This window comes from Kitasatospora albolonga (assembly GCA_002082585.1).
Taxonomy (GTDB): Bacteria; Actinomycetota; Actinomycetes; order Streptomycetales; family Streptomycetaceae; genus Streptomyces; species Streptomyces stephensoniae.
Genome location: CP020563.1, coordinates 7,861,519 through 7,887,243, shown reverse-complemented (window position 1 = coordinate 7,887,243; position 25,725 = coordinate 7,861,519). Strand labels below are relative to the sequence as shown.

Below are 25,725 nucleotides of genomic sequence, written 5' to 3'. Positions count from 1 at the left end.
CGGGTGCACCAGGGCCTTGGCTTCACGGACGTCCTACGGCGCGGGCAGCTCCGCCAGCTCCGCGACGGCCTCGCGGTGGCGGCCCGCCGTACCGTACGCGATCGAGTCCGCCTTGGCGCGCTTGAGGTAGAGGTGCGCCGGGTGTTCCCAGGTCATCCCGATCCCGCCGTGGAGCTGGACGCACTCCTCGGCGGCGTGGACCGCGACGCCGGAACAGTACGCCTGGGCCACCGCGACCGCGAGCGGGGCGTCGGGGCTGCCGGTGGCGAGGGCGTCGGCGGCGTTGCGGGCGGCGGCGCGGGCCGAGACGACCTCCAGCCAGAGCTGGGCCATCCGGTGCTTGAGCGCCTGGAACGAGCCCACGGGCCGGTTGAACTGGTGCCGTTCGCGGGTGTACCGGACGGTCTCGGCCAGGCACCATTCCGCGATCCCGAGCTGCTCGGAGGCGAGCAGTCCGGCCCCGGCCAGCAGCCCGCGCCGTACGGCGGTGGCGCTCGCGTCCGGCCCGGCGAGCGGGGTCCCGGCCGCGCCGGAGAGGGTGAGGGCGGCGAGCGGGCGGGTCAGATCGAGCGGCACGAGGGGTTCCACCGCCACTCCGGGGGCCGTGGCCCCGACCGCGTACAGCCCTTCGGCGGTCGGCACCAGCAGCACGTCGGCCACGGCGGCGTCCGCGATCCCCTGTACGGTGCCGTCGAGCGCGGCGAGGGCCGCCTGCGCACCCCCGGGCGGGGTCGCGAAGGGCACGGCGAGCACGGCCGTACGGGACCCGGAGGCCAGCTCGGCCAGGAGCGCGGCGGCGGGTCCGCTGTCTCCGGCCGGGGTGATCCCTCCCGTCCCGGTCAGCGCGAGCAGGGTCTCGGTGGCCACGACGGAGCTGGTCAGGTACGGGGCCGGGGCGACGGTGCGGCCCAGCTCCTCCAGGACCACGGCGGCCTCCCGGTGGGACGCGCCCTGGCCGCCGAGCTTCTCCGGTACGAGGAGTCCGGCGGCGCCGATGCCGGTGGCGAGCGCCTCCCACAGCCCCTGGTCGTACGGCGTGGCGGACTCGGCCGCCACGATCACCGTCGGCGCGTCGGCCCGGTCGGCGAGAAGGGCGCGCACGGCGGAGCGCAGGTCCTCCTCGTCCTGGGAGTAGAGCAGGTCGGGGGTGGCCGGGGGCTGGGCGGGCGCGGTCATCGGCTCAGGTCCTTCCAGGCGACGTCCTTGTCGTTACGGGGTTCGGCGGGCAGCCCGAGGACGCGTTCGGCCACGATGTTCAGCAGGACCTCGCTGGTGCCGCCCTCGATGGAGTTCCCCTTGGAGCGGAGGTAGCGGTAACCGGCGTCCCGGCCGGTGAAGTCGACCAGCTCCGGGCGGACCATGGTCCAGTCGCCGTACAACAGGCCCTCGTCGCCGAGCAGTTCGACCTCCAGTCCGCTGATCTCCTGGTTGAGGCGGGCGAACGCGAGCTTCATGCCCGAGCCCTCGGGCCCGGGCTGTCCGGCGACGAGCTGCTGGCGCAGCCGCTCCCCGGTGAGCCGGGCGACCTCGGCCTCCACCCAGAGGGTGAGCAGGCGTTGGTGGGTGCCGTGGGTGCGCAGCTCGGGGCGTTCGCGCCAGGTCCGGGAGACGGGGCCGATCATGCCGCCCTCGCGGGGGATGCGGGAACCGCCGATCGAGACGCGCTCGTTCATCAGCGTAGTCTGCGCGACCTTCCAGCCCTCCCCGACGGGGCCGAGCCGGTGGCTGTCGGGGATGCGGACGCCGGAGAGGAAGACCTCGTTGAACTCGGCCTCCCCGGTGATCTGGCGCAGCGGCCGGACGTCGACGCCCGGGTCGGTCATGTCGCAGATGAAGTAGCTGATGCCCCGGTGCTTGGGGAGGTCCGGGTCGGTGCGGGCGATGAGGATCGCCCAGCGGGCCGCATGGGCGCTGGACGTCCAGACCTTCTGCCCGTCGACCACCCAGTCGTCGCCGTCGCGGACGGCCCGGGTGGCGAGGGCGGCGAGGTCGGAGCCGGCGCCGGGCTCGCTGAAGAGCTGGCACCAGACCTCCTCCCCCACCCACAGGGGCCGCAGGAAGCGCCGCTTCTGCTCGTCGGTGCCGTAGCCGAGGATGGTGGGGGCGGCCATGCCGAGCCCGATACCGATGCGGCGCGGGTCGTTGTCGGGGGCGTCGGCGGCGGCGAGTTCGGCGTCGACGGCCTGCTGGAGGGAGCGGGGCGCGTCGAGCCCGCCGAGCCCCTGCGGGTAGTGGACCCAGGCGAGGCCCGCGTCGAACCGGGCCTTGAGGAAGTCGGTGCGGCCGGTGGTGGCGGGCGGGTGCGCGGCGAGCAGCTCGCGGGTGCGGCGGCGGACCTCGGCGGCGTCGACGGCCGGGCTCATCGGGCGCCTCCGGGGAGCACGACGATCCGGCCGGTGCTGGTGCCGTCGGCGACACGCTGGACGGCCTCGGCGGCCCCGGCCATCCCGACACGCTCGCTGACCAGGGGCTTCACAATGCCCTGGGCGGCGAGCTTGGTCAGCTCGTCGTGGCAGGCGCGGATGGCGGCCGGGTCGTGGGTGTTGTAGAGGCCCCAGTGCAGCCCGATGATCGAGTAGTTCTTCACCAGGGCGTGGTTGAGCGCGGGGGCGGGGATGTTCCCGCTGGCGAAGCCGACGACGAGGACCCGGCCCTCGAAGGCGACGCACTTGACGGACTTGGCGTACGCGTCGCCGCCGACCGGGTCGTAGACGACATCGGCGCCGCGCCCGCCGGTGGCCTCCTTGACGGCGGCCACGATGTCCTCGCTCCGCCGGTCGATGACCAGGTCGCAGCCCAGTTCACGGGCGACGGCCGCCTTCTCCGGTCCGCCGACGACCCCGATGACGGTGGCGCCCGCCGCCTTGCCGAGCTGGACGGCCGCGCTGCCGACCCCGCCCGCCGCCGCGTGGACGAGGAGGGTCTCGCCGGGCTGGAGGCGGGCGCGGCGGTGGAGGCCGAACCAGCCGGTCTGGTAGCCGATGTGGAGCGCGGCGGCTTCCGCGTCGTCCAGGGCGTCGGGGGCGGGCAGCAGGGCGGCCCCGTCCGCGACGACGTACTCGGCGAAACCCCCGTACGGCAGGGCGGGGGTGGCGAGGACCCGCCGCCCGTCCTCCGTGGTGCCGCACACCTCGACGCCCGGGGTGAACGGCAGCGGCGGACGCACCTGGTACTGGCCCCGGCAGAGCAGGGCGTCGGGGAAGTTGACGTTCGCCGCGGCGACCCGGACGAGCACCTGCCCGTCGCCGGGGGTGGGCCGGTCCGTCTCCTCCAGGCTCATCACCTCGCCCGGCTCGCCGTTCCGGTGCACTCGCCATGCCTGCATGAGGGGGCCTCCACAACACTGTCGGCGCTTGTCGGCATCAACCGCTGCCGCTGTCGGCATTTCCACTGCTCGCGCAGCCACTGCTCGCGTCTGCGCCGCTCCGGCGCATACTAAGCGGTCGCTTGCCCATCTGGGAACACCCCGGCGGCCCGGCACCGGGCCTCTCAGCCCCGCTTCGGCTTCGCCCTCACATGCATCCGCTCACCCTGCGGGCCGAAGAGACTGAGGAACTCCACCGGCTGGTCCTCGGCCGGCCCGAACCAGTGCGGCAGCCGGGTGTCGAACTCGGCGGCCTCCCCCGGCTCCAGCACCAGATCGTGCTCGGCCAGGAGCAGCCGCAGCCTGCCGGAGAGCACGAACAGCCACTCGTACCCCTCGTGCGTGCGCTGCTCCGGCACCTCGCCGCTGCCCGCCTCCTGCACCATCTTGTACGCCTGGAGTCCGCCGGGGCGGGCAGTCAGCGGCACCATCGTCCGGCCGTGCCGCACGATCGGCCTGGCCCTGACCCGGGGGTCGCCCACGGACGGGGCGCCCACGAGGTCGTCGAGCGGGACCTCGTGGGCGCGGGCGATCGGGAGCAGCAGCTCCAGGCTGGGGCGACGGCCGCCGGACTCCAGCCGGGAGAGCGTGGAGACGGAGATCCCGGTGGCGGCGGAGAGCGCGGAGAGGGTGACCCCCCGGTCCTTGCGCAGACGGCGCAGCCGGGGGCCGACCCCGGTGAGCACGGCGTCGAGTCCGGGGTCGTCCCGGTCGTGTTCCTTCATGGGGCCATTGCAGAATCGGCAAGCGGGATTGTCAATCCCGCCCGGTTCGCCCCGGCGGTGTCAGTGGGCGAAGACCTCGAAGGTGACGGCGGGACGGCCGCCGAACCGCTCGGCCTCGGCGCGCACCATGCCCTCCAGGAAGGACCGGCAGTACTTCTCGGGCGCCTCCGCGGTCAGCGCCTCGATGTAGGTGCGGTGTTCGAGGAGCGACTGCACGGACCGCTCGAATCCGGCCGTCGCGTCCACGGCGTGCGTGGGCCGGTCGCTGCCCGCCACGGCGGTCCAGCGCACCCCGTTCCACGGCTTCAGCCCCTGTTCGGTCAGCTCCGGGAAGATCCACCGGTTGCCCGCGTCGGCCACGGCGTCCAGGGTGGCGCGGCCGACGGCCCGGTGGTCGGGGGTGTTCCAGGCGACCCCGCCCCAGGTGTCGCGGTGGTTGAGGGTGATCACCAGCTCCGGGCGGTGGCGGCGGATGGCGGCGGCGATGTCTCGGCGCAGCCCGGTGCCGTACTCGATCACCCCGTCGCGGTGGTCCAGGAACTCCACCGTACGGACTCCGACGACCGCCGCGCTCGCCCGCTGTTCCCGCTCGCGCAGCGGGGCGCACTCCTCGGGCGGCAGGGTGTCGATCCCGGCCTCGCCCCGGCTGGCGAGGAGATAGACGACCTCACGGCCCCCGTCGGTCCAGGCGGCCACGGCAGCGGCGGCGCCGTACTCCAGGTCGTCGGGGTGGGCGACCACGGCCAGGGCGCGGCTCCAGTCGGCGGGCAGGGGTTCGAGTCGCTGCGGCGTCATACCCGCAGGCTACCGACGATCACCGCGAAGGGCCGGTGGCCGGGGAGATCCGGGGGTACGCGGGGGGGGGGAATGCCAACCCGCCCGGCGGTGCTGGAGACACGTGTAGAGTCCCTGCCCTCCCGCGCGCAGCCCCGGTCGACGAAAGGACCCCCGCCCGTGTCCAGCCCCGCAGCCCTCTCCCCCGCCCAGGCCGCAGCCCGTCTGGAGGAGTTCACCGTGATCGACGTGCGGGCTCCCGGCGAGTACGCGGCGGGCCATGTGCCCGGCGCCCTGAACATCCCGCTCGACAAGCTGCCGGACGCCCTGCCCGCCCTGAAGTCGGCGTCCGCCCGGGGCTCGCTGCTGGTGGTGTGCGCCTCCGGGGTCCGCTCCACCCGGGCCTGCGAGATCCTCGCGGGAGCCGACATCGACGCGGCCACCCTGACCGGTGGCACGTCCGCCTGGGAGGGCGACGGCCGCGGCCTGGACCGGCCCGAGGGCGCCGCCGCCACCTGGGCCATGGAGCGGCAGGTGCGGTTCGCGGCCGGTTCGCTGGTGGTGGCCGGTCTGCTGGCGGGCACCCGCTTCCCGGCCGCGCGCTGGCTCGCCGCCGGGGTCGGTTCGGGCCTGGTCTTCTCGGCCGTCACCAACACCTGCGGCATGGCCTCGGTCCTGTCGAAGCTCCCGTACAACCGGGCCCCGCGCTCCGGCGCCGACCTGGACGCCACGCTGGAGGCGCTCCAGCGCTGACGCCCGGCACGGTCAGACTTCGTCCCTGACCAGGGCCAGCAGCCGGTCCAGGACGCGCGGTCCGCTCGCGCGCAGGCCGTCGTGCTCGTACTCGTCGGTCACCCAGGTGCGCAGCCCCCGGATCGCCGCCGCCGTCCGCAGTGAGTCCTCGACGTTCACGTACATGTCGTCGTGATAGACGGCGGCGGCGACGGGCACCTCGTTGGCGGCGAGCCGCTCGGGGTCGTACAGCACGGGCCAGCCGGTGCGCCGGGCCAGCAGTTCGGCGGTCTCGCGCAGCGGGCGCAGCGCCGGGTCGACGTCGAAGTGCCAGGGGTGGATCGTCTCCCCGGTGAACAGCAGCGGCCCGTCGCCCGCCAGGGTCTTCGCCGCGTCGAACTGCGGGAACTCGGCGCGTACGCGTTCGGCGGCCCAGCCGGTGGGGGCCTCGCCCTGCCCGTAGATCGCCTCGTGGACCAGGGCGTAGAGCGGGTGCCCGGCAAAGGAGGTGGCGGAGCGCAGGGCCTCCTGGAAGGTGTCGGAGAGCTCGGTGCCGTGCGGGGTGGTGACGAAGGCGTTCTCCAGGAGGTAGTGCAGCTGGTGGCTTCCGCTGCCGGAGCCGAGCAGGATGCCGAGCGACTGGAAGAGTTCGGGGGTCAGCCGGTGGCCGGCGCTCTCGGGGCGGTGCTCGGCCAGGTACGCGGCGATGGCGCGGGCCCGTTCGACGTCCTGCGGGTAGCGGGCGTAGTGCGCGGCGACCTTCCGTTCGATACGGGGGTACGCGGCCCGGTAGACGTCGTCCGCGTGGGCGTCCAGCGAGGGCAGCCCGCCGGTGATGAGGACCGCCGCGAGCCCCTCGGGCGCCGAGGAGAGGTAGCGGACCGCGCAGAAGCCGCCGAAGGACTGGCCGAGCAGCGTCCAGGGCGCGCCGCCGGTCAGCCGCTGCCGGATGGTCTCGCAGTCCCGGACGATGGCGTCGGCGCGGAAGTGGGCGAGGTAGTCGGCCTGTTCGCGGGGGCCGCCGCGCAGCGGGAGGGTCTGCCGGTTGGCGGGGGTGGACAGGCCGGTGCCGCGCTGGTCGAGCAGGAGCACCCGGTACTCGCGCAGCGCCCGGCCGAGCCATGCCTCCGCCCCCGTGAAGCGGCGGGCGCCGAAGCCGGGGCCGCCCTCCAGGTAGACCAGCCAGGGCAGCGTCTCACCGGCTCGCCCGGCGGCCACGGCCTCGCGCCCGTACACCTCGATCTGCTCGCCGCCGGGGTCGCCGTGGTCGAGGGGGACGGTGAAACGCCGGTCGGTGAGGACGACGCCGGGCTGGCGGTAGCTGGTCACGAAGGCTCTCCTGGGTCGGGGGTCCTGGCCAGTTCAGCACATGGCCCCGGGTCCTCGGGCGAAGGGGCGGGTGCCCCGGACGGTCCCGGTCGGTGTGCGGCGCGCCCGGGGCGCTCCTACTGTGCGGAGATGATCCGGTTCGAGCAGGTCGGCAAGGTCTATCCGGACGGTACGACGGCGGTCGACGGGCTCTCCTTCGAGGTGGCGGAGGGCGAGCTCATGACGCTGGTCGGGCCGTCCGGCTGCGGCAAGACGACCACGATGATGATGGTGAACCGGCTGATCGAGCCGACCTCGGGCCGCATCCTGGTGGGCGGCGAGGACATCGCCGGGACCGACCCGGTGAAGCTGCGCCGCCGGATCGGCTATGTGATCCAGCAGGTCGGCCTCTTCCCGCACCGCACGGTCCTGGACAACACGGCGACCGTCCCGGCGCTGGTCGGCTGGAAGCGGGCGCGGGCCCGGGAGCGGGCGGCGGAGCTGCTGGACCTGGTGGGCCTGGACCCGGGGACGTACGGCTCGCGCTATCCGGCGCAGCTGTCGGGCGGCCAGCGCCAGCGGGTGGGCGTGGCGCGGGCGCTGGCCGCCGATCCGCCGGTGCTGCTGATGGACGAGCCGTTCGGGGCGGTGGACCCGGTGGTGCGGGAGCGGCTCCAGAACGAGTTCCTGGCGCTCCAGGAGCGGGTGCGCAAGACGGTCCTGATGGTCACGCACGACATCGAGGAGGCGGTGCGGATGGGGGACCGGATCGCGGTGTACGGGGACGGGCGCATCGAGCAGCTGGACACCCCGGCCGCCGTGCTCGGCACCCCGGCGACCCCGTACGTGGCCCGGTTCGTCGGCTCGGACCGGGGGTTGAAGCGGCTGTCGGTGACCGCGATCGAGCCGGAGGACCTGGAGGAGCCGCCGGTGGCGCGGCTGGAGGAGCGGGCCGCCGTGGCGGCGGACCGGCTGCGGGCGGCGGGGGCCCGGTGGGCGGTGGTGCTGAACGGCACGGGCGAGCTGCACGGCTGGGTGTCGGCGGACGCGCTGCGGGGCGCCGGGGAGCGGGGGACGGTGGGCGCGCTGGCCCGCCGGATGGAGGCGTGGGTGCCGGTGGGCGCCCCGTTGAAGCAGGCGTTCAGCGAGATGCTCCAGCACGACGCGGGGTGGGTGGCGGTGCTGGACGGGGCCCGGTTCCTGGGGGTCCTGACGCCCGCGAAGCTCCATGAGGCGCTGCGCCGGTCGGTGGACGCGGACGCGCAGGGCGTGGGGCGCGAGGAGGTGGACTTCGACTCGGTGGCGGACGCGTGAGAGGCACGTCCGCCACCGGCATGTCCCTCGTACGGCCTGTCAGTTGAGAATCGCGCGGGCGATCGCGCCGAACACGCGGCTCACCGCGCTCAGCACACCGGTCTCCACCACGACCTCCGCGACATCGGTACCGCTCTCGGCCGCGTCGGCCCCGTGCTCCTTCAACCGGCACCGGCGGCACACGCCGCTCCGCAGCCGTCCCCGCTTCTTGCAGCGCTTGCACGCCTTGCGCAGTATCCCCATGCGGGAAGGATCTCATCCCGGCCCGCAGGGGTACGAGGTCACCTGCCCCGGCGGTAGCTGCTGCCGTCCCGGGGGCGGACCAGCAGCCCGGCGACGACCAGGTGGCGGCGCAGGGCCGAGCAGTCCTCGTGGACGGTGAGCAGCGCCTCGTTGACCTCCCGCTCGGTGTACGAACGGTCGCGCTCGAACAGCGTCTCGGCCAGGTGCGTCAGCAGCTGCTCCAGCCGGGCCTGCTTGCGCGGGACCGTGACCAGGCGGCCGTGCGAGAAGAGGGCGGTGACCTGGTGCGTTCGGCGAGCGGACCGCTGCGGCGGAAGGGTCTGTTGTTCAGGCATGGCCCGAGCGTCGCAGGCTCCGAACGGGCGGGCAACGCGTTTTCCGTTCGGCCCGGCGCGGCGGTCCGCCAGTGGACGTTCTCCGGCCGCCGACGCCTTGAGTGCTCAGTCCTCCGGGATGAGCTTCTTCGACTCCAGGTAGGTGCGCGCGACGTCCTCGGGCAGCCTGCGCCAGCTGTCGACCTGCTGGTTCATGGACGCCAGGTCGGCGGTGGTCAGGACGGTGTTGAGCCGGCCGAGTGCGTCGCGCACGCCGTCGCTCCCGGCGCGGGCGCGGTTGACGACGGGGACCACATAGTCGGCGTTCTGGAGCTGCTTGTCGTCCGCCAGCAGGACGAGCCCGAACTGGTCCAGCGTGGCGTCGGTGGTGGTGGTCAGCACCATCTGGTCCTGACCGTTCTGGACGGCCTGCTTCGCCTGGGTGGTGCCGACGCCCTTCGGGTCGACGGCGACGATGTCGATACCGTACGTCTTGCGCAACCCGGGTGCGCAGTAAGGCCGTTGTACGCATTCGTCGCCCGCCGCGAGACGTACCGGGAGCTTCGCCCGGCCGAGGTCGCTGAGGGTCTTCAGGCCGTGCTCCTCCGCGTAGGAGGCGGCGACCGCGAAGGCGTTCTGGTCGACGGCCCGGCCGGGGTCGAGCACGGTGAGCCCGCGCGGGGCGGCCAGGGCGCGCAGTGCCTTCATGGTGGCGTCGAGGTCGGGCGATCCGACGGGCTCGGCGTCGGGCCCGTTGGCCTTGGCGTTCAGCCAGTCGGCGAAGGTGGCCGCGTACTCCGGTACGACATCGATCTGGCCGCTCTCCAGGGCGGGTTCGTAGATCTCCCGGTTGGTGACGGAGATGATGTCGGCCGAATATCCGGCCCGCTCCAGGAGCAGGGCGTACAGCTGGGCCAGCAGGTCGCTCTCGGTGAATCCGGCCGATCCGACGGTCAGTTCCCTGCTGTCGCCGGGCGGTGCGGTGACCTCGCCCCGGTTCTCCAGGCTGGGGCCCGTGGCGCAGGCGGTGGCGGCGAGCAGCAGGAGGCCGACAAGAGCGCGGCGGGCACAGGCCATGAGGATCATGCGGCCTCCCTGCCCCAGTTGGGCGCCAGCCGCTGCCCCGCCTCGAAGAGGCTCTCGACGAGGAGGGCGAAGACCGCCACCAGGATCGCCCCGGCCACCACCTGCGGGGTGGAGGCGAGGTTGAAGCCCGCGGTGATGATCCGGCCCAGTCCCCCGCCACCGGCCAGGGCGGCGAGGGTGGCGGTGGCGACCAGTTGGACGGCGGCGATCCGGACGCCCGTGAGGACGAGCGGGAGGGCCAGCGGCAGTTCCACGTTCCAGAGCATCTGACGGCCGGTCATCCCCATTCCCCGGGCGGCCCGCACGACGTCCCGGTCCACCTCGCGCATCCCCACGTAGGCGTTGGTGAGCAGCGGCGGCACGGCGAAGAGGACGAGGGCGATGATCGTCGACCACTGGCCGTACGTGCCGATGGGGGTGAGCAGCAGCAGGACGAGGACGGCGAACGTGGGCACGGCCCGGCCGATGTTGGAGATGTTGACGGCGAGCGCGCCGCCCTTGCCGAGGTGGCCGAGGACCAGGGCGACGGGCAGGGCGATCAGACAGCTGAGGAGCAGGCAGACGACGGTGAGGAAGAGGTGTTCGCCGAGCCGGTTCCCGATCCCGTCGGGGCCGGACCAGTGGGTGGCGGTGGTGAGCCAGGACCAGGTGCCGGAGAGCGTGTTCATGCCTGCCTCCGCCCGGGGAACGTTCTCATGCCTGCCTCCGCGTCCAGGGGGTCAGCAGCCGCTGTGCTCCCAGGAGGAGCAGGTCGGCGGCGACGGCGATGACGACGCAGAGCACGGACGCGGTCAGCACCTGGGCCTTGAAGTAGGTGTTCATCCCGGAGTAGATGAGGTTGCCGAGGCCGCCGTAGCCGACGATCGCCCCCACGGTGACGAGGGAGACGGCGGAGACGGTGGCGATCCGCAGTCCGGCCATGGCGGCGGGCAGGGCGAGCGGGAGTTCCACGGCGAGCAGCAGGCGCAGCGGCCCGTACCCCATACCGCGCGCGGCCTGCCGGGTCTCCTCGGGGACGGCCCGGAGCCCGGCGAGGATGTTACGGACGAGCAGGGTCAGTGAGTAGAGGACGAGCCCCGTGACGACGAGCGCGGCGGAGAGTCCGTACACCGGCAGCAGCAGCGAGAACATCGCGAGCGACGGGATGGTGTAGAGGATCGTCGTCAGCCCCAGCACGGGACCGGCCGCCCAGCGCCAGCGGCGGGCGGCGAGGGCGAGCGGGACGGCGAGCGCGAGCCCGATGAGCACGGCGAGGGCGGTCAGCTGGAGGTGCTGGAGGGCAGCGTCCCAGAGGATCTCCCGGCGGCTGGAGAGGTAGGCGCCGCAGATCCACTCGTTGCGTGCGAGGCAGTCGTCCGGGGGTGCCGTCACCCGCCCATTCCAGCGTGGCCGGGGGTTCGCCGCCCTTCCTGTTCGGCCGTACGGGGGTGTTCGCACGGCAGCTCGCCCGCTTCCGGGAGTCTCCCCCGGCAAACTCGCCGGAAGGCGGTCGCGGAGGGGCGGGTGTGTACTGGTGGTACAGCGTGTTCCACACCCCTGGAGGGCTCCGTGTGCCCCTCCCCACCGCCTGACCCGCATGCCTGGCGCAACCAGCCCTGGCGGTCCCGCCCGGGCGCGGGCTGCCCCGAAAAGCCCGAGCGCTTCAAGCATCCGTGGATCATCTCGGTCCTGTTGATCCTCGGCCTCCTTCTGGGCCTGGGCGGCCTCGGGGCGCTGCTGGAGGGGGGCGAGAAGCGCACCTCCGGTACGGCCGCGCCGTCGGAGACCTCCACGGCCCGGCCGTCCGACGAAGCGCGTGACGGTTCACCCACGGCTCCCGCGGCTCCCACAACGACGGCGAAGCCGCCCGCCGAGCCCTCCGACGCCACTCCGACTACTCCGACCACGAAACCCAAGCCGCCCTCGACGGCTGCGGCTCCGCCGGGTGTGGTGGTGCTCCGCGTCATCGACGGTGACACCCTCGAGGTGCGTGGCGAGGGCGGGGTCCTGCCGAAGGGCACCGTGGCCCGGGTGCGTCTCCTGGAGATCGACGCCCCGGAGCGCGGCGCCTGTTTCGCCGATGACGCCACCGACCGCACGGCCGAGCTCCTGCCACCGGGCAGCCGTGTCCGCGCCGAACGCGACACCGAACTGACCGACCGCTACGACCGGTACCTGCTGTACGTGTGGAACGAGGAGGGCACCTTCGTCAACGAGTCCCTCGTCCGCAGCGGTCACGCCGAGGCGGACCTCCACCCGCCCAACGACAAGCACTGGCCCAGGATCTCCAAGGCCGAGGACGCCGCCCGGCAGGCCGGGGCGGGTCTGTGGACCGCCTGCCCCGAGCCGCCGAAGACCTCCGCCCCTCCCCCGGACCCGCCCGACTCCCCCGCCCCCGATACCCCGGCACGCCCGGACCTGCCGGACGGGCCTCCCGCCGGTGTCCCCGACGTGGACTGCTCGGACCTGTCGGGCCCGGTGCGGGTCGGCCCCGACGACCCGCACCGCCTCGACCGGGACGGTGACGGCATCGGCTGCGATACCGGCTGACTCCGTGCGGCGGCGGGCCCGGGCGGGCGCTGCGCGGGCCGTTCCGTCGCCGTACGGTGAGAAGGAACGTGCACGCGGCTCCCGCAGGGACGGCAGGCGCCCGGAAGAGACGGCAGGTGTCCACGATGGCCGGTGAGATCTCCTTCTTCGAGCTCGGGGTGGACGATCCCGAGAAGGCCCGGACGTTCTACGGGGCGCTGTTCGGGTGGAACTTCCAGCCGGGCCCCTCGGGCGAGGGCGGTTACGCGATCGGGACGCCCAGCGGGCAGGGGGGCGTCCACGGCGGCGATCCGAGGGCCGGGCCGTACCTCTTCTTCCGGGTCGACGATCTGGACGCGGCGGTGGAGCAGGTGCGTGAACTGGGCGGCAGCGTGACCGACACCGGCCCCGGCGAGGACGACGGGTCGGCCGCCCGGTTCGGGCGGTTCCGGTTCTGCCGCGACGACCAGGGCTCCCCCTTCGGCCTGCACGAACCGCCGCGCGTCGGCTGACACCGCGGGTGTCCGGCCACACCCGCACCTCTCTTCGGTTACGCCCGGGGGACGTTCCGGAGAACGTCCTGCGCGGTGCGAGCAACCCCCGGCGCCCTGCCGCCGTCTTGATCACTGACAGAACGGTTCGCCGCCCGGGAACGAGCGGCGTCCGCCCCCACCTGTACCGGGCTCGGAGAACCGGCCAACTATACGCTCCATGTATACATTGGGCGTATAGTTGGTTCGGCGCGAGTCCGGCATCGCGCGGAAGGCACCCATGCAGACCAAGGCACTGGCGCCCGAGTACCAGGGCGCGCTCACCAAGATGTCGGTGAACGCCTCCCTCACCGACGTACTGGCCGAAGGCATCCGGCACCTGAAACAGGCCGAACTCTCCGGCTCCCAGGAGGAGGTGGCACGGACCGGGCTCGCCGTGGCCGAGGCGCACCGCCGACTGGGGCAGGTCGAGGAGGCCGACCGGGCGTGGAAGGCGAGTTACCGGGCGGCGCGCTCGGCCGGGGCCACGGGCGCGATGGCCTGGGCGCTGTGGAGCGGGGGGACGCTGGCGCGCCAACGGGGGTCGCTGCGCCTCGCGTTCCGGCTGCTGGGGCTCGCCGCCGAGCTGGGCAAGCGGGGCGGGGACGTGGTGGCGCGCGGCTACTCCCTCGCCGGGCTGGCCGAGACCGGGCGCATCCAGGGCGATTACGCGACCGTCGCCACCCTGCACGAGCAGCTGCTCGCCGAGGCCCGCGCCCGGGGCGAGGCGCGCCACACGGTGTGGGCGCTGGAGGGGATCGCGCAGATCCACCGCAACACCGGGCAGCTCGACTCGGCCCTGGCCATGTTCGAGGAGGCGGCGTCGCTCGCGGGCGACGCGGACGACCGGCGGGGCCGGGCCTGGGCCCTGCGCGGCATCGCTGACATCGTTTCCCTCCGGGACGGCGGGACGGAACGCGCACTCGCCCTGCTCTCCGAGGCCGAGGTCACCTGCCGGGAGATGAAGCTCTCCAGCGCGCTCGCCTACAACCACAAGATGCGGGCGAACGTGCTCTTCCGCGCCGGGCGGTACGAGGAGGCCCGCGCGGTCTACGAACAGGCGCTGGCGGAGTTCCGCGCGATGGCCGAGCCCCGGGGCGAGGCGCTGGCGGCGCTCGGCCTGGTCAAGTCACGGGCCCGGCTCGGCCGGGACCGCGCGGCCACCGCCGCCGAGCTGGACGAACTGCGGGGCAGGCTGAGCCGGATCGGACTGCTCAACGCCCGGGAGATGGTGGAGAAGGCGTACGCCGAGCTGGGCGTGGCACCGGTCGCGGAGCGCGACGCCCCCGCTCCCTCCGCCACCCGCGAGGAGGCCCCGTCGGCGGTCGCCCCCGGCACCGGACCGGTCACCGCGCACGAGGGGGCCCGGGCCCGATGACGCTGTCCACGACCCGTCAGGCGGCCGCGCCGCAGATACTGGACCGGTGCCGCGAGCTGGTCCGGCCCGCGCTGGTGGAGTCGGTGCGCCGGCTGCACCCCTGGCACGCCGAGACGGCCGCCTTCTCGCTGGGGTGGAGCGGGGCCGACGGCGAACCGGTCCCCGGTTCGCAGGGCAAGGGGGTCCGCCAGGCGCTCGCCGTGCTGGGGGCGGAGGCCGCCGGGGGCAGCGGCCTGGACGGGGTCACCGGGGCGGTCGCCGTCGAACTGGTCCACACCTTCTCCCTCATCCACGACGACATCATGGACGGCGACGAGACCCGGCGCCGCCGTCCGACCGTGTGGAAGGCGTACGGCACCGGGCCCGCCGTCCTGGCGGGGGACGCCCTGTTCGCGCTGGCCGTGCGGACGCTGGCCGAGGTCCCCGGGCCCACCGGCGCCGCGGCGGTGCGGCGGCTGTCGGCGGCGCTGGGCGATCTGGTGCACGGTCAGGCGCAGGACCTGCTCTTCGAGTCCCGGCCGTGGACCGGGCCCAGGGCGGTCCTGCCGCACGAGTACCGCGCGATGGCCACGGAGAAGACGGGCTCCCTGCTCGGCTGCGCCGCCGCCCTGGGCGCGGTGCTGGCCGGGGCTCCGGCGGCCACGGCCGAGGCGCTGGACCGGGCGGGGCGGCATCTGGGCGTGGCGTTCCAGGCGGTGGACGACCTGCTGGGCATCTGGGGCGATCCGCAGCTCACGGGAAAGCCGGTCCACAGCGATCTGCGGCGGCTCAAGAAGACCTTCCCGGTCCTCGCCGCCCTGGCCTCCGGCCACCCGGCGGCCCGGCGGCTGGAGGCGCTCCTCACCGGGGCGGGGCCGCTCGACGGGGCGGCGCTGCGCCGGGCGGCCGGGCTGGTCGACGAGGCGAGCGGGCGCCGGGCGGCGGTCACCGAGGCCCGGGACCATCTGCGGGCGGCCCGCACCTGCCTGGACGGGGTGGAGCTCGCCGAGGGCGCACGCGGGGACCTGCTCACCCTGATCCCCTTCCTCGTCGACCGCACCGGGTGACGCGGGCCGACGGCGGCTCCGGGGCGACCAGCTGAAATGCCCGACGCCATCGGCTGAAGCGCCCGGGCCGTCGGCCGAAATGCCCGGCGCCATCGGCCGAAGTGCCCCGGACCGACGGCCGCCATGACGGACGCTCACGGAAACCGGGGCCGGTATGCCCCCTCTGCCCGCCCCCGTACAGGCACCGGTCGTCGTCGGTCTCCGGGCGGCCTTCGTCGCGGGTGACCACCCCGCGCCCGACGCGTCCCGGCGGCTGGACCGGGTGGGCGGCCCCGTCCGCCGGGCCGGGGCGCTTGTCGTCCACCTCCGGAACGACGGTCCGGCCGGGGCGCCCGGCGAACCGCACGCCCCCGGCCGGGAGCTGTACCTCCCGGCCCTCGGCGGCCCGGCGGGGGCCGCGATCCGCAAGTCCGAGGACGTCGCCCCTTCGCGGCCACCCGGGCGGCCCTCTCCGCCGAAAAGCGAACTGTGTGACCGTCGGACCGGTGCCGCAGTGGATGGTGATGCCATCCACTGCGGCATCCGGCCGTCCGGGATATACGGCGAACAGGGTGACACCTGGGCGGATCAATTCCTCCGCACCGCCCCCGAATTCGGCCGCGACTTCTCCCCGGACGCCCTTTCGGCGCCGTATTCCCCTGCCTTTGCCAGGATACGGACGGGTCACGCGTACCACCTGATCAGCGGCATCGTGCGGGTAATCCTCACGTGGTCGTATGAGCGAGTCACGCGCACGATTTCGCCACATGTCTGCCAAAGTGCACTTCGGCTTTACTCACCGGATTGAGCGAAGAGAGCCGTACGTGCTGCACATGCGTCGTGCCGAAGAAAGACAATTGACGGTCCTTCATTTGGTTCAGCCCGTGGACGGCGGAGTGGCCCGGGTCGTCACCGACCTCGTCCGGGCCCAGGCCGGCGCCGGGCTGCGGCCCGTGGTGGCCTGTCCGCCCGGGAGCGCGCTGGCCTCCGGGGCCGCCGCCGCGGGGGCCCGGGTCCGGGACTGGTCCGCCACCCGGGCCCCCGGGCCCCGGCTGGCCGGGGAGGTCGCCGCCGCGCGGCGGATCGTCCGCGACTGCCGTCCGCACGTGGTGCACGCGCACAGCGCCAAGGCCGGGCTCGCAGGCCGGATCGCCGTACGGGGCAAGGTGCCCACGGTGTTCCAGCCGCACGCCTGGTCGTTCGAGGCGGTGCGCGGCCGCACCGCCGAACTGGCCCTGGGCTGGGAGCGGTTCGGGGCGCGCTGGGCCGATCAGATCCTGTGCGTCAGCGAGTCCGAGCGGCGCACCGGCCAGGAGGCGGGAATCTCCGCCCGCTGGTCGGTGATCCCCAATGGCATCGACCTCGACCGCTTCCGCCCCGGCGGGCGGACCGGCCGCACGGCGGCCCGGGCCTCGCTCCCCCTGCCGGCCGGCACCGGTCCGCAGGCCCCCCTCGTCGTCTGCGTCGGCAGGCTGACCCGGCAGAAGGGCCAGGACGTCCTGCTGGCGGCCTGGCGGCGGATGCGGGTGCCGGGCGCGCGGCTGGTCCTGGTGGGCGACGGGCCCGACCGCGCGAGCCTGGAGGGCACGGCCCCGGCCGGTGTCCTGTTCACCGGGGCGAGCGGGGATGTGCGGCCGTGGATTCTCGCGGCGGACGTCGTCGTCCTGCCGTCCCGCTGGGAGGGCATGGCGCTGGCCCCGCTGGAGGCGATGGCCTGCGGCCGGGCCGTCGTGATGAGCGATGTCAGCGGGGCGCGGGAGAGCGTGGCGCCGGGCGACGAGGACCACCTCCTCGTACCGCCCGAGGACCCGGCGGCGCTGGCCGCCGCGCTCACCGCGCTGCTGACCGATCCGGCGCTGCGCGAGGCGGTCTCCCGCCGGGCCCTGCGCCATGCCCGGGCGGCGTTCGACGTCCGACGGACCGCGGGGGCGGTTGCCGGTCTCTACCAGGAACTTGTCTCCCTGTCCGGCCCCACGATGAGGAAGCGCACCGAGCGATGACGATGGAGAGTGCACCGGTACCCGGCGCCGGCCGGGCCACAGCCGTACAGGCCCCCACGGTCCATCCGCCGCGAAGAAGCGGCGGCCGTACGCGGGAGCTGGGCGGTGGACGCTCCGCCGTGCGCCTCGGCCCGGCCACGTGGCTGCTCGGCGCCGATGCGGCCGCGCTGGCCGTCACCTTCGCCCTGTGCGCCCCCGCCGGGCAGCCCTGGGCCGTGATCGCCGCGCAGGCGGTGGCGCAGGTGCTGCTCCACGCCTACCGGGGGCTCTACCGGCTCGGCCTCTCCCCCTCGGTGCTCTCCGAGGTCCCCGCGCTCCTCGGCCTCGCACTGCTCCAGTGGTACGTGACGATGGAGGTCGTCGACGCCTGGGCCCCGGCCCACGCGTTCGGCTGGGCGGTCCTGGCGTACGCGGCGGCGGCGCAGACCGTGCTGTGCGCGTCCGGGCGTGCGGTGGTGCACCGGGTCCGGCACCGGACGGCGGTCCGCCACCCCGTGTCGACGCTGGTCGTGGGCCACGGTCCGGTGGCCCGGCAGGTGACGGCGGCGCTCCAGGACCACCCCGAGTACGGGCTGCGCCCGGTGGGCCGGGTGGCCACGCCCGCCGCCCCGGAGGAGGACGCTCCGGCGCTGCCGGACGGTGGTGTGCGGCTGCCGGTCCTGGTCACCCCGCAGGAGGTGGGCCGGGCCGTCGTGCAGAACGGTGTGCGGCACGCGGTGTTCACCGCCCCGCCCGAGGCCACCCCCGACGGCGCCGCCCTCTTCGCCCTGTTCACCGGGCAGGGCTGCCGGGTGTGGCTGGTCACCGGTGACACCGCCGTCGCCACCCGCCCCGCCGCCACCCGGCCCGACCATCTCTGGGGGTTCGCCGCCCATCCGCTCCAGGACGGCACGCACCGGCCCGTGAGCCATGCGGCGAAGCGGGTGATGGACGCTCTTCTGGCCGGTGCCGGGCTGGTGCTCGTCTCCCCGCTGATGGCGGTGTGCGCGCTGGCGGTGCGGCTCTCGGACGGTCCGGGCGTCATCTTCCGGCAGGAGCGCGTGGGGCGGCACGGCCGTCCGTTCGTCCTGCTGAAGTTCCGTACGCTGCGGCCCGCCGACGCCCAGGAGTCGGCGACCCGGTGGAACGTGGCGTCCGACGGGCGGATGAGCCGGGTCGGCCGGCTGCTGCGCCGCACCTCGCTGGACGAGCTGCCGCAGCTGTGGAACGTGCTGCGCGGCGATATGAGCCTGGTCGGCCCCCGCCCCGAACGGCCCTTCTTCGTCGCGCAGTTCAGCCGCGCCCATCCCGGCTACGAGGCCCGTCACCGGATGCCCGTCGGCATCACGGGGCTGGCGCAGGTGAACGGCCTGCGCGGGGACACCTCGATCGAGGAGCGGGCCCGGTTCGACAACCACTACATCGAGACCTGGTCCCTGTGGCAGGACGCGTGCGTCCTGGCGCGGACCGTGGGCTCCTTCTTCCGGCTCGGAGGCAGCTGACATGGCCGCCACCCTCACCTCCCCCTCCCCCGGGGCCCCGTCCCGTACCGCCGCACGCCCCGGCTCCGGCGGGTGGCGCGGCCGCTGGCCGCTGGTGCCGCTGATCGCGACCGTCCTGCTGACCGCCCTGCCGTACGGCCTGGGCGGCGAGGGCGGACCGGCGATCGGGCCCGCCGACATCGCCTCCGCCATCGCCGTCCTGGTCTGTGCGGGGCGGCTGCTGTACCTGCGGCAGCGCCCGCTCGGCGGGGCCGCCGCCCTGGTGCTGGGGCTGCCCGCCCTCGGGTTCGCCGTGGCGACGGTGACGGCGGCGGACCCGGCCGCGGCGCTGCCGGGCCTGGTCCGCTACCTCCAGGTCTTCGTGCTGGTCCCGGCCGCCGTGTACCTCCTGCTCAAGGACGTCCTCGGCTTCCGGATCGTCGCCGGGGCGCTGGTGCTCCTGGCCCTCGTCCAGGGCGTCGTGGGGGTCAAGCAGTACGTCACCGGGACCGGCGCCTCCTACATGGGCGAGGAGATCCGGGCGGTCGGCACCTTCGGACCCAGCGACATCATGGGCATGGCCACGGTCGTCGCGTACGGGCTGCTGGCCGCCGCCGCGTGCGCGCTGCGGACCCCGCGCAACGCACCCGCCTGGCTGCGCCCCTGCGCCGCCGTCGTCGCCGTCACGCTGACCGTGCCGCTCGCGCTCTCCTTCAGCCGGGGCGTGTGGATCGCGACCGCCGCCGCCCTCCTCGTCGCCCTGTCCCTGACCGGCCGCAGGCAGGCGCTGGTCTCGCTGGCGGTGCTCGGTGCCACCGGGGTGGTGCTGGTCGGCGGGTTCGGCGTCGGTTCGGAGATGATCGCCGAGCGGGCCGCCAGCGTGACCCGGGTGGCCTCGTCCCCGGACCGGTCGGTGAGCGACCGGTATGCCATGTGGAGCGCGGCGGGCGGTATGTGGCGCGAGCAGCCCCTCACGGGGGTCGGTCTCAAGGGCTTCCCCGCGCACCGCGACGCCCACGCCTCGATCGGCCTCTCCTCCGGCAGCGACACGGCGGGAGCGGGCCAGGAGTACCGCAAGCAGGCCCTGCTCTCGCCGCACAACATGTATCTGCTCATCCTCGGCGAGCAGGGCCTCATCGGTCTGACCGCCGTCGTCGGCAGCTGGGCGGCGATCCTGATCGGTGCCGTACGGCGGCTGCGGCTCGCCCGCTCGCGCGGCCACGCGGCGCTGGACTGCGGTCTGGTGGCGGTCGCCCTGATGACCTGGCAGTGCGTCAACTTCCTGTACTCCGACATCGGCGGGCCCACGACCGTGCTGGGCGGTGTGATCCTCGGCCTCGCCGCCTGGTGGGCGCTGGACGGGCTAGAGAAGGCGGATGTCCCGGCCGGGCCGCTGAAGGCGGGCGCCGCGTGAGGGAGACCGGTACGGGAACGGAGGCGGCGGCCCCCGCCCACGACGGGGCCGCCCCTTCCCTGCTCCCCGGCCCCGGGCAGCCCCCGGGCTCCGGCCCCGGGGGTGCCGCCCCGCAGGTCGCGCCGGACCCGGCGGGCGGCGGCGAGGGCACGGGCGAGGCTCCCGGCCTGGGGTCCTTCCTCGCCCGTGCGGCGGCGGCCACGGCGGTGCTGACCGTGCTCGGGGCCGTACTCGGCCTGGTGCGGGACCAGGCGATCGCCCGGTACTTCGGCGCGAGCGACGCCAGCGACGCGTTCCTGATCGCCTGGACCGTGCCGGAGATGGCTGCGACGCTGCTGATCGAGGACGGGATGGCGCTGCTCCTGGTCCCGGCGTTCAGCCTCGCCCTCACCCGGCGCGCGGCGGCCGAGGGGGAGCCGGGCGCCGACCCCGTACGGGAACTGGTGGCGGCCACCCTCCCCCGGCTCTGTCTCCTGCTGACGGCCGGTGCGGCGCTGCTGATGGCGGGCGCCCCGTGGGTCGTCTCCATCCTGGCGCCCGGGCTGGCCGACCCGGGGCTCGCGGTGGACTGCACCCGGCTGACCGCCGTCACCGTGCTCACCTTCGGCATCACCGGCTACTTCAGCGCCGCCCTGCGCGCCCACCGCAGCTTCCTGCCGCCGGCCGGGGTCTATGTCGCGTACAACATCGGCATCATCGGTATGACGCTGGCGCTGCACGCGGTGTGGGGGGTGCGGGCCGCCGCCGCCGGTGTCGCCGTCGGCAGTCTGCTGATGATCCTCACCCAGCTCCCCGTCTTCCTGCGGTTCCTGCCCCTGGCCCGCCCCCGCCCGCCGCGCTTCGGACGGCTGGGGCGGCGGGCCGTGCGCACCTCCCCGCTGCTGGGGATGGCGGTGCTCGCGCCGGTCGTGCTGTTCGTGGTGAGCCGTCAGTCGCAGGTGCTGGTCGAACGGTTCCTGGCCTCGACGCTCCCGGCGGGCGCGATCTCGCATCTGAACTACGCGCAGAAGGTCGCGCAGATGCCGATGGTGCTCTCCCTGATGATCTGCACGGTGACCTTCCCCGTCGTGGCGCGGGCGATGGCCGACGGGAACCGGGAGAAGGCCCGGCAGCGGGTCGAGCGGGATCTCGCGCTGGCGGGCATGGTGGTGCTGCTCGGCACGGCGGTCGTGCTCGGTTACGCGCCCCAGATCATCGAGGTCCTCTTCCAGCGCGGTGCGTTCGACACCGCCGACACCGAGGCCACCGCGCAGGTCATGCGGGTCTACGCGGCGGGACTGCTCGGCCACTGCCTCGTCGGCGCCCTGAGCCGGCCGTTCTTCTCGTCCGGGCGGCCCACCTGGTTCCCGGCGTTCGCGATGGGCACCGGGCTCCTGGTCACGATGGGCGCCGGGTACGCGCTCACGTACCGCTTCGGCGTCGACGGCATCGCCACCGCCAACGCCCTCGGCATCAGCACCACCGCGCTGCTCCTGCTGATGGGGCTGGGCACCCGGGTCGTGCCGATCCGGGCCCGGGCGGTCACCCTCGCGCTCGGCCGCCTCACGGGGGCCGCGCTGGTGGCCGGGGCGGTGGGCTGGGCGGCCGCCCCCCTGCTTCCCGACGCCGTGCTGAGCCTGGCCGCCGGGTGTCTCCTCGTCCCCGCCGTGTTCTTCCTGACCGGGCTGGCGCTGCGCTCGCCCGAGGTCGTCTCCCTGCTGGCACTCATCCGACGGAGGTTCACTGATGGCCGCTGACCCCTCGGCGCCCTGCGCCGACGCACCCCCGCACCGGCTCCGCCCGCACACCCGCCGTCAGCCGTGGATTCTCACGTACCACTCGGTGACGGACGTCCGTGACGACCCGTACGGCATCACCGTCACCCCCGAGCGCCTGGGCGAGCAGTTGTCGTGGCTGCGCAGCCGGGGGCTGCGGGGGGTGGGGGTCTCCGAGCTGATGCGGGCCCACGCGGCGGGGCGGCGCGGGCTGGTCGGGCTGACCTTCGACGACGGGTACGCGGACTTCCTCCACCAGGCGCTGCCGGTGCTGCACGTGCACGGCTGCACCGCGACGGTCTTCGTGCTGCCGGGGCGGCCGGGGGGTGTCAACGAGTGGGACCCGCTGGGCCCGCGCAAGCCGCTGCTCACCCATGACGAGATCCGCCGGATCGCAGCGGAGGGCATGGAGGTCGGCTCGCACGGTCTGCTCCACCAGGACCTCACCACGCTCACGGACGAGGAGCTGCGCCACGAGACGCGCCACAGCCGGGAGGTGATCGGTGAGCTGACCGGCACGGTCCCGGAGGGCTTCTGCTATCCGTACGGGGCGCTCGACCGGCGGGTGAGCGCGGCCGTCGGCTCCGCCGGTTACGGCTACGGCTGCGCACTGGTGCCCGGGCCGCTGCTCAGCCGGTTCGCGCTCCCCCGCACCCACATCAGCCAGGCGGACCGGGGCGTCCGGCTCTGGGCGAAGGACCTGCGGCACGGGCTGCGGCACGGGGCGGTCCCCGGCGCGGGCGCCCGGACCGTGACCCCGGTGTGGGCGGGCGGTTCCCGGTGAGGGCGCTGCACGTCATCACCGGGCTCGGGGTCGGCGGCGCCGAGCAGCAGCTGCGGCTGCTGCTGCGCCATCTGCCGGTGGAGTGCGACGTGGTCACGCTCACCAACCCGGGCCCGGTGGCGGACGGGCTGCGGGCCGACGGTGTACGCGTCGTCCACCTGGGGATGCGCGGCAACCGGGACCTGCCTGCGGTCGGGCGGCTGGCCCGGCTGATCCGCGACGGCCGCTACGACCTGGTCCACACCCATCTCTACCGGGCCTGTGTGTACGGCAGGACCGCGGCCCGTCTCGCGGGCGTCCGGGCGGCCGTGGCGACCGAACACTCCCTGGGGCGCGCCGAGATCGAGGGCCGCCCGCTGACCCGGGGCATCCGCGCGCTCTACCTCGCGACGGAACGGCTCGGCTCGGCCACCGTGGCCGTGTCGTCCACCGTGGCCGGCCGACTGCGGGACTGGGGGGTGCCCGCCGACCGCATCCGGCTGGTGCCCAACGGCATCGACGCCGACCGCTACCGCTTCGACCCGGACCGGCGGCTCGCGGTGCGCGCGGCGCTGGCCATCCCCGAGGACGCGTTCGTGGTCGGCGGGGTGGGCCGGCTGGTGCCCGGCAAGCGTTTCGACGTGGCGGTACGGGCCGTCGCCGCGCTGCCGGGGGCCCGGCTGCTGCTGGCCGGTGACGGTCCGGAGGCCGGGGCGCTGCGGGCCCTGGCGGCCCGGCTCGGGGCTGCGGACCGGATCACGCTCCTCGGGGAGTGCGGCGCGGGCGGGGCGGGCCCGGTCCCCGGGGTCCCGGCGCTGCTGAGCGCCGTCGACACGTTCGTGTCGACCTCCCGTGAGGAGTCGTTCGGGCTGGCCGCCGTGGAGGCGCTCGCCGCCGGGCTGCCCGTCCTGCACGACGCCTGCCCGGCCATCGACGACCTGTCCGCCGCCCACGCCCCGGGCGCCACCCGGATCGCGGGGAGCCCCGACGAGCTGACCGCCGTGCTGCGGCAGCGGATACAGGCCCGCCCCGACCGCCGGCCGCCGCCCCGGGCCGTCGGCCACTACGACATCCGGCGCAGCAGCGAGCGCCTGATGGATGTGTACGCGTACGCCCTCGACACCGCCCCACCGAACCGGAGAGCCCTCTCATGACCGAGTCCCCCGAGCAGCAGCGCCCCGTCGTCCCGCGCCGTCGGCTCCGCACCGCCCTCACCCGGCTGCCCCAGTGGTGGCCCCTGCCCGCCTGTGTGCTGCTGGGCACGGTGTCCGGGCTCTCGTACGGCCTGCTCGCGTCCCCCCAGTACGAGGCCACCAGCTACGCCATGGCGGTCGCCGAGGAGGAGACGAACCCCGCCGCCGCGCTGGGGTTCGCGCAGTCCTACGGGCGCCTCGTCACCAGCGACGCGACCCTCTCCTACGCCCAGGGCGCGGCCGGTGAGCCGCTGCACGCGCTGCGCGGCCAGGTGCGGTCCGAGACCTCCCCCGACTCGCCGATGATCGCGGTGACGGGCACGTCGGACCAGCCGGGCAAGGCGGCCGACATCGCCAACGCGGTGATCGAGGCCGTCATCGTCAGCAGCGGCCATGTCTCCAAGGACACCGGGGTGAAGCTCATCAAGTTCACCCACGCCATGAAGCCGGACCAGCCCGTCTCGCCGTCGGTGCCGCTGGGCACCGCCGTGGGGACGGCGGCAGGCGGTCTGCTGGGCGGCCTCGTGCTGCTCGTACGCCCCCGGCGCACGGACTGGAGCGTCTCCGCCCAGGTGCCCGGGCCCACCGCGGCCGAGGTCCCCGGGCCGAGCGCCACCGAGGACGGCAGCACCGCCGAGGGACGGGAGCTCGTGCGATGACGGCCGGCCGGGGCAGCCTCTCCGTGACGCTCTGCCGGGACTTCCGGGAGTTCGGCGCGCTCGCCGGGGAGTGGGACGCGCTGCACCGCCGCTGCGCCACCGCCACCCCGTTCCAGAGCCACGCGTGGCTCCATTCGTGGTGGATCTCCTACGGTCAGGAGGGGCGGCTGCGGGTCCTGCTGGTCCGCCGTTCGGGGCGTCTGATCGGCGCCGCGCCGCTGATGCTGGCGCACCGTCCGATGCCGCTGCTGGTGCCGATGGGCGGGGCGATCTCCGACTTCTTCGACATCCTGCTGGACGAGGAGGAGGCCGGGTACGCGGTCGGGGCACTCCAGCGCGGTCTGGACCGGGCCGCCCGGCACGCCGTGATCGATCTGCGGGAGGTCCGGCCGGACGCCTCGGCGCAGCTGCTGTTCGGCCGGTGGCCCGGGGCCCGGAGCAGGCTGACCGACTCCACGTGCATGGAGCTGCCCGCGCGGCCGCTGGGCGATCTCGTGGCGCGGCTCACCGGTTCGCGGGGCCAGCGGCTGCGGGCGAAGCTGCGCAGGATCGATGCCCTGGACGTCGAGGCCCGCACGGTCCCGCAGGACGGGGTGCCCGCGGCCATCGGCACGCTGCTGCGGCTCCATGAGCTCCAGTGGCGTGACCGGGGGGTCAACCCCGAGCACCTGCGGGCGCGGTTCTCGGACCATCTGGTCCGTTCCGTGGGGCGGATGGTGGCGGACGGCTCGGCCGCCGTCACGGAGTTCCGGCTGGGCGGCAGGGTCGTGGCGGCCAACCTCTCCCTCCAGTCCGCGCAGCTGGCGGGCGGCTACATGTACGGGGCCGATCCGGGGCTGCGGGAGCGGAAGGTCGATGTGTCGACCATACTGCTGCGCGAGGTGGCCCAGCAGGCGTCGGACACCGGCCGTGAGGTGCTGAGCCTGCTGCGCGGCGCGGAGCAGTACAAGAACCACTGGCAGCCGGTCACGGTGGTCAACCAGCGGCTGCTGCTGGCCCGCCCGGGTCTCGAACCGCTGCTGCGGCTGCGCGAGTCGCAGGTGGCGGTACGGGAGCGGGCGGTGGAGACCGTGAAGGCCAGGTTCCCCGCCGCGCGGGACTGGCACGGGCGGCTTACCACGCTTCCCGTCATCGGCCGGTGAGGCGGGCCGCGACAGGCCGCAGGACAACACGGGAGATAT

At 74.6% G+C, this 25,725-nt stretch carries 25 protein-coding genes and 1 pseudogene; 15 read left to right on the top strand and 11 right to left on the bottom strand.

All coding sequences use genetic code 11. The features are described from left to right. Positions 1-33: 33 nt before the first annotated feature. From B7C62_34235 to B7C62_34215, 5 genes are all read right to left on the bottom strand, one after another. Complete coding sequence (locus tag B7C62_34235) at positions 34-1,176, bottom strand: acyl-CoA dehydrogenase (protein ID ARF76783.1); 1,143 nt, start codon at positions 1,174-1,176, stop codon at positions 34-36. After that, positions 1,173-2,363, bottom strand: coding sequence for an acyl-CoA dehydrogenase (locus tag B7C62_34230; GenBank protein ID ARF76782.1), 1,191 nt, complete (start codon positions 2,361-2,363; stop codon positions 1,173-1,175). The genes B7C62_34235 and B7C62_34230 overlap by 4 nt, the downstream gene beginning before the upstream one ends. After that, positions 2,360-3,325, bottom strand: a complete 966-nt coding sequence (locus B7C62_34225; protein ID ARF76781.1) for an alcohol dehydrogenase — start codon at positions 3,323-3,325, stop codon at positions 2,360-2,362. Before B7C62_34225 ends, B7C62_34230 begins: the two co-directional genes overlap by 4 nt. A 164-nt stretch (positions 3,326-3,489) precedes the next feature. After that, a complete protein-coding gene (locus B7C62_34220) occupies positions 3,490-4,089 on the bottom strand; it encodes an XRE family transcriptional regulator (protein ID ARF76780.1) in 600 nt (199 codons plus the stop codon). A gap of 60 nt (positions 4,090-4,149) precedes the next feature. Next, positions 4,150-4,884: a PIG-L domain-containing protein gene (locus tag B7C62_34215; protein ARF76779.1), complete on the bottom strand. Its 735-nt coding sequence runs from the start codon at positions 4,882-4,884 to the stop codon at positions 4,150-4,152. 159 nt (positions 4,885-5,043) lie between these two features. Here B7C62_34215 and B7C62_34210 point away from each other — a divergent pair, with 159 nt between their 5' ends. Continuing rightward, the gene (locus B7C62_34210; protein ID ARF76778.1) at positions 5,044-5,616 is read left to right on the top strand and encodes a transporter; all 573 of its coding nucleotides are present in this window, start codon (positions 5,044-5,046) and stop codon (positions 5,614-5,616) included. A gap of 12 nt (positions 5,617-5,628) precedes the next feature. On the opposite strand, the gene B7C62_34205 is transcribed toward B7C62_34210, so the two are convergent. After that, positions 5,629-6,924, bottom strand: coding sequence for an alpha/beta hydrolase (locus B7C62_34205; GenBank protein ID ARF76777.1), 1,296 nt, complete (start codon positions 6,922-6,924; stop codon positions 5,629-5,631). A 129-nt stretch (positions 6,925-7,053) separates the two neighbouring features. Here B7C62_34205 and B7C62_34200 point away from each other — a divergent pair, with 129 nt between their 5' ends. Further along, entirely contained in the window at positions 7,054-8,217 is a 1,164-nt protein-coding gene (locus tag B7C62_34200; protein ID ARF76776.1) for an ABC transporter ATP-binding protein, read from the top strand. A gap of 39 nt (positions 8,218-8,256) precedes the next feature. On the opposite strand, the gene B7C62_34195 is transcribed toward B7C62_34200, so the two are convergent. From B7C62_34195 to B7C62_34175, 5 genes are all read right to left on the bottom strand, one after another. Then, complete coding sequence (locus B7C62_34195) at positions 8,257-8,460, bottom strand: hypothetical protein (GenBank protein ARF76775.1); 204 nt, start codon at positions 8,458-8,460, stop codon at positions 8,257-8,259. Positions 8,461-8,498: 38 nt separating this feature from the next. Further along, positions 8,499-8,795 (bottom strand): hypothetical protein, encoded by a 297-nt coding sequence (locus B7C62_34190; GenBank protein ID ARF76774.1) that lies wholly within the window; start codon positions 8,793-8,795, stop codon positions 8,499-8,501. A 105-nt stretch (positions 8,796-8,900) separates the two neighbouring features. Next, positions 8,901-9,851 (bottom strand): ABC transporter substrate-binding protein, encoded by a 951-nt coding sequence (locus B7C62_34185; GenBank protein ARF77511.1) that lies wholly within the window; start codon positions 9,849-9,851, stop codon positions 8,901-8,903. Positions 9,852-9,856: 5 nt separating this feature from the next. Continuing rightward, the gene (locus B7C62_34180) at positions 9,857-10,528 is read right to left on the bottom strand and encodes an ABC transporter permease (GenBank protein ARF76773.1); all 672 of its coding nucleotides are present in this window, start codon (positions 10,526-10,528) and stop codon (positions 9,857-9,859) included. 25 nt (positions 10,529-10,553) lie between these two features. After that, the gene (locus B7C62_34175; protein ID ARF76772.1) at positions 10,554-11,231 is read right to left on the bottom strand and encodes an ABC transporter permease; all 678 of its coding nucleotides are present in this window, start codon (positions 11,229-11,231) and stop codon (positions 10,554-10,556) included. Between the two features lie 555 nt (positions 11,232-11,786). On the opposite strand from B7C62_34175, the gene B7C62_34170 reads away from it, so the two are divergent. The 13 genes and pseudogenes from B7C62_34170 (at position 11,787) to B7C62_34110 (ending at position 25,686) form a co-directional block, all read left to right on the top strand. Then, complete coding sequence (locus B7C62_34170) at positions 11,787-12,389, top strand: nuclease (GenBank protein ARF77510.1); 603 nt, start codon at positions 11,787-11,789, stop codon at positions 12,387-12,389. Between the two features lie 125 nt (positions 12,390-12,514). Beyond that, positions 12,515-12,880: a glyoxalase gene (locus B7C62_34165; protein ID ARF77509.1), complete on the top strand. Its 366-nt coding sequence runs from the start codon at positions 12,515-12,517 to the stop codon at positions 12,878-12,880. Positions 12,881-13,139: 259 nt separating this feature from the next. Next, positions 13,140-14,276 carry a hypothetical protein gene (locus B7C62_34160; protein ID ARF76771.1) on the top strand — a complete coding sequence of 379 codons (1,137 nt, stop codon included), beginning with the start codon at positions 13,140-13,142 and terminating at the stop codon, positions 14,274-14,276. Continuing rightward, positions 14,273-15,322 carry a polyprenyl diphosphate synthase gene (locus tag B7C62_34155; protein ID ARF76770.1) on the top strand — a complete coding sequence of 350 codons (1,050 nt, stop codon included), beginning with the start codon at positions 14,273-14,275 and terminating at the stop codon, positions 15,320-15,322. Before B7C62_34160 ends, B7C62_34155 begins: the two co-directional genes overlap by 4 nt. Before the next feature lie 154 nt (positions 15,323-15,476). After that, a pseudogene (locus B7C62_34150) lies at positions 15,477-15,740 on the top strand (cysteine hydrolase). Between the two features lie 457 nt (positions 15,741-16,197). Then, on the top strand, positions 16,198-17,301 hold the full coding sequence (locus B7C62_34145) for a glycosyl transferase family 1 (protein ARF77508.1): 1,104 nt from the start codon (positions 16,198-16,200) through the stop codon (positions 17,299-17,301). Further along, positions 17,298-18,782 (top strand): sugar transferase, encoded by a 1,485-nt coding sequence (locus B7C62_34140; GenBank protein ID ARF76769.1) that lies wholly within the window; start codon positions 17,298-17,300, stop codon positions 18,780-18,782. Before B7C62_34145 ends, B7C62_34140 begins: the two co-directional genes overlap by 4 nt. A 1-nt stretch (position 18,783) precedes the next feature. Further along, positions 18,784-20,175, top strand: coding sequence for a hypothetical protein (locus B7C62_34135; protein ID ARF76768.1), 1,392 nt, complete (start codon positions 18,784-18,786; stop codon positions 20,173-20,175). After that, the gene (locus B7C62_34130; GenBank protein ARF76767.1) at positions 20,172-21,911 is read left to right on the top strand and encodes a virulence factor MviN; all 1,740 of its coding nucleotides are present in this window, start codon (positions 20,172-20,174) and stop codon (positions 21,909-21,911) included. The genes B7C62_34135 and B7C62_34130 overlap by 4 nt, the downstream gene beginning before the upstream one ends. After that, the gene (locus B7C62_34125; GenBank protein ID ARF76766.1) at positions 21,901-22,713 is read left to right on the top strand and encodes a polysaccharide deacetylase; all 813 of its coding nucleotides are present in this window, start codon (positions 21,901-21,903) and stop codon (positions 22,711-22,713) included. Before B7C62_34130 ends, B7C62_34125 begins: the two co-directional genes overlap by 11 nt. Then, positions 22,710-23,846, top strand: coding sequence for a glycosyl transferase (locus tag B7C62_34120; protein ID ARF77507.1), 1,137 nt, complete (start codon positions 22,710-22,712; stop codon positions 23,844-23,846). Before B7C62_34125 ends, B7C62_34120 begins: the two co-directional genes overlap by 4 nt. Further along, positions 23,843-24,544: a lipopolysaccharide biosynthesis protein gene (locus B7C62_34115; GenBank protein ID ARF76765.1), complete on the top strand. Its 702-nt coding sequence runs from the start codon at positions 23,843-23,845 to the stop codon at positions 24,542-24,544. The genes B7C62_34120 and B7C62_34115 overlap by 4 nt, the downstream gene beginning before the upstream one ends. After that, complete coding sequence (locus B7C62_34110; GenBank protein ID ARF76764.1) at positions 24,541-25,686, top strand: glycosyl transferase family 1; 1,146 nt, start codon at positions 24,541-24,543, stop codon at positions 25,684-25,686. The genes B7C62_34115 and B7C62_34110 overlap by 4 nt, the downstream gene beginning before the upstream one ends. Positions 25,687-25,725: the final 39 nt, after the last annotated feature.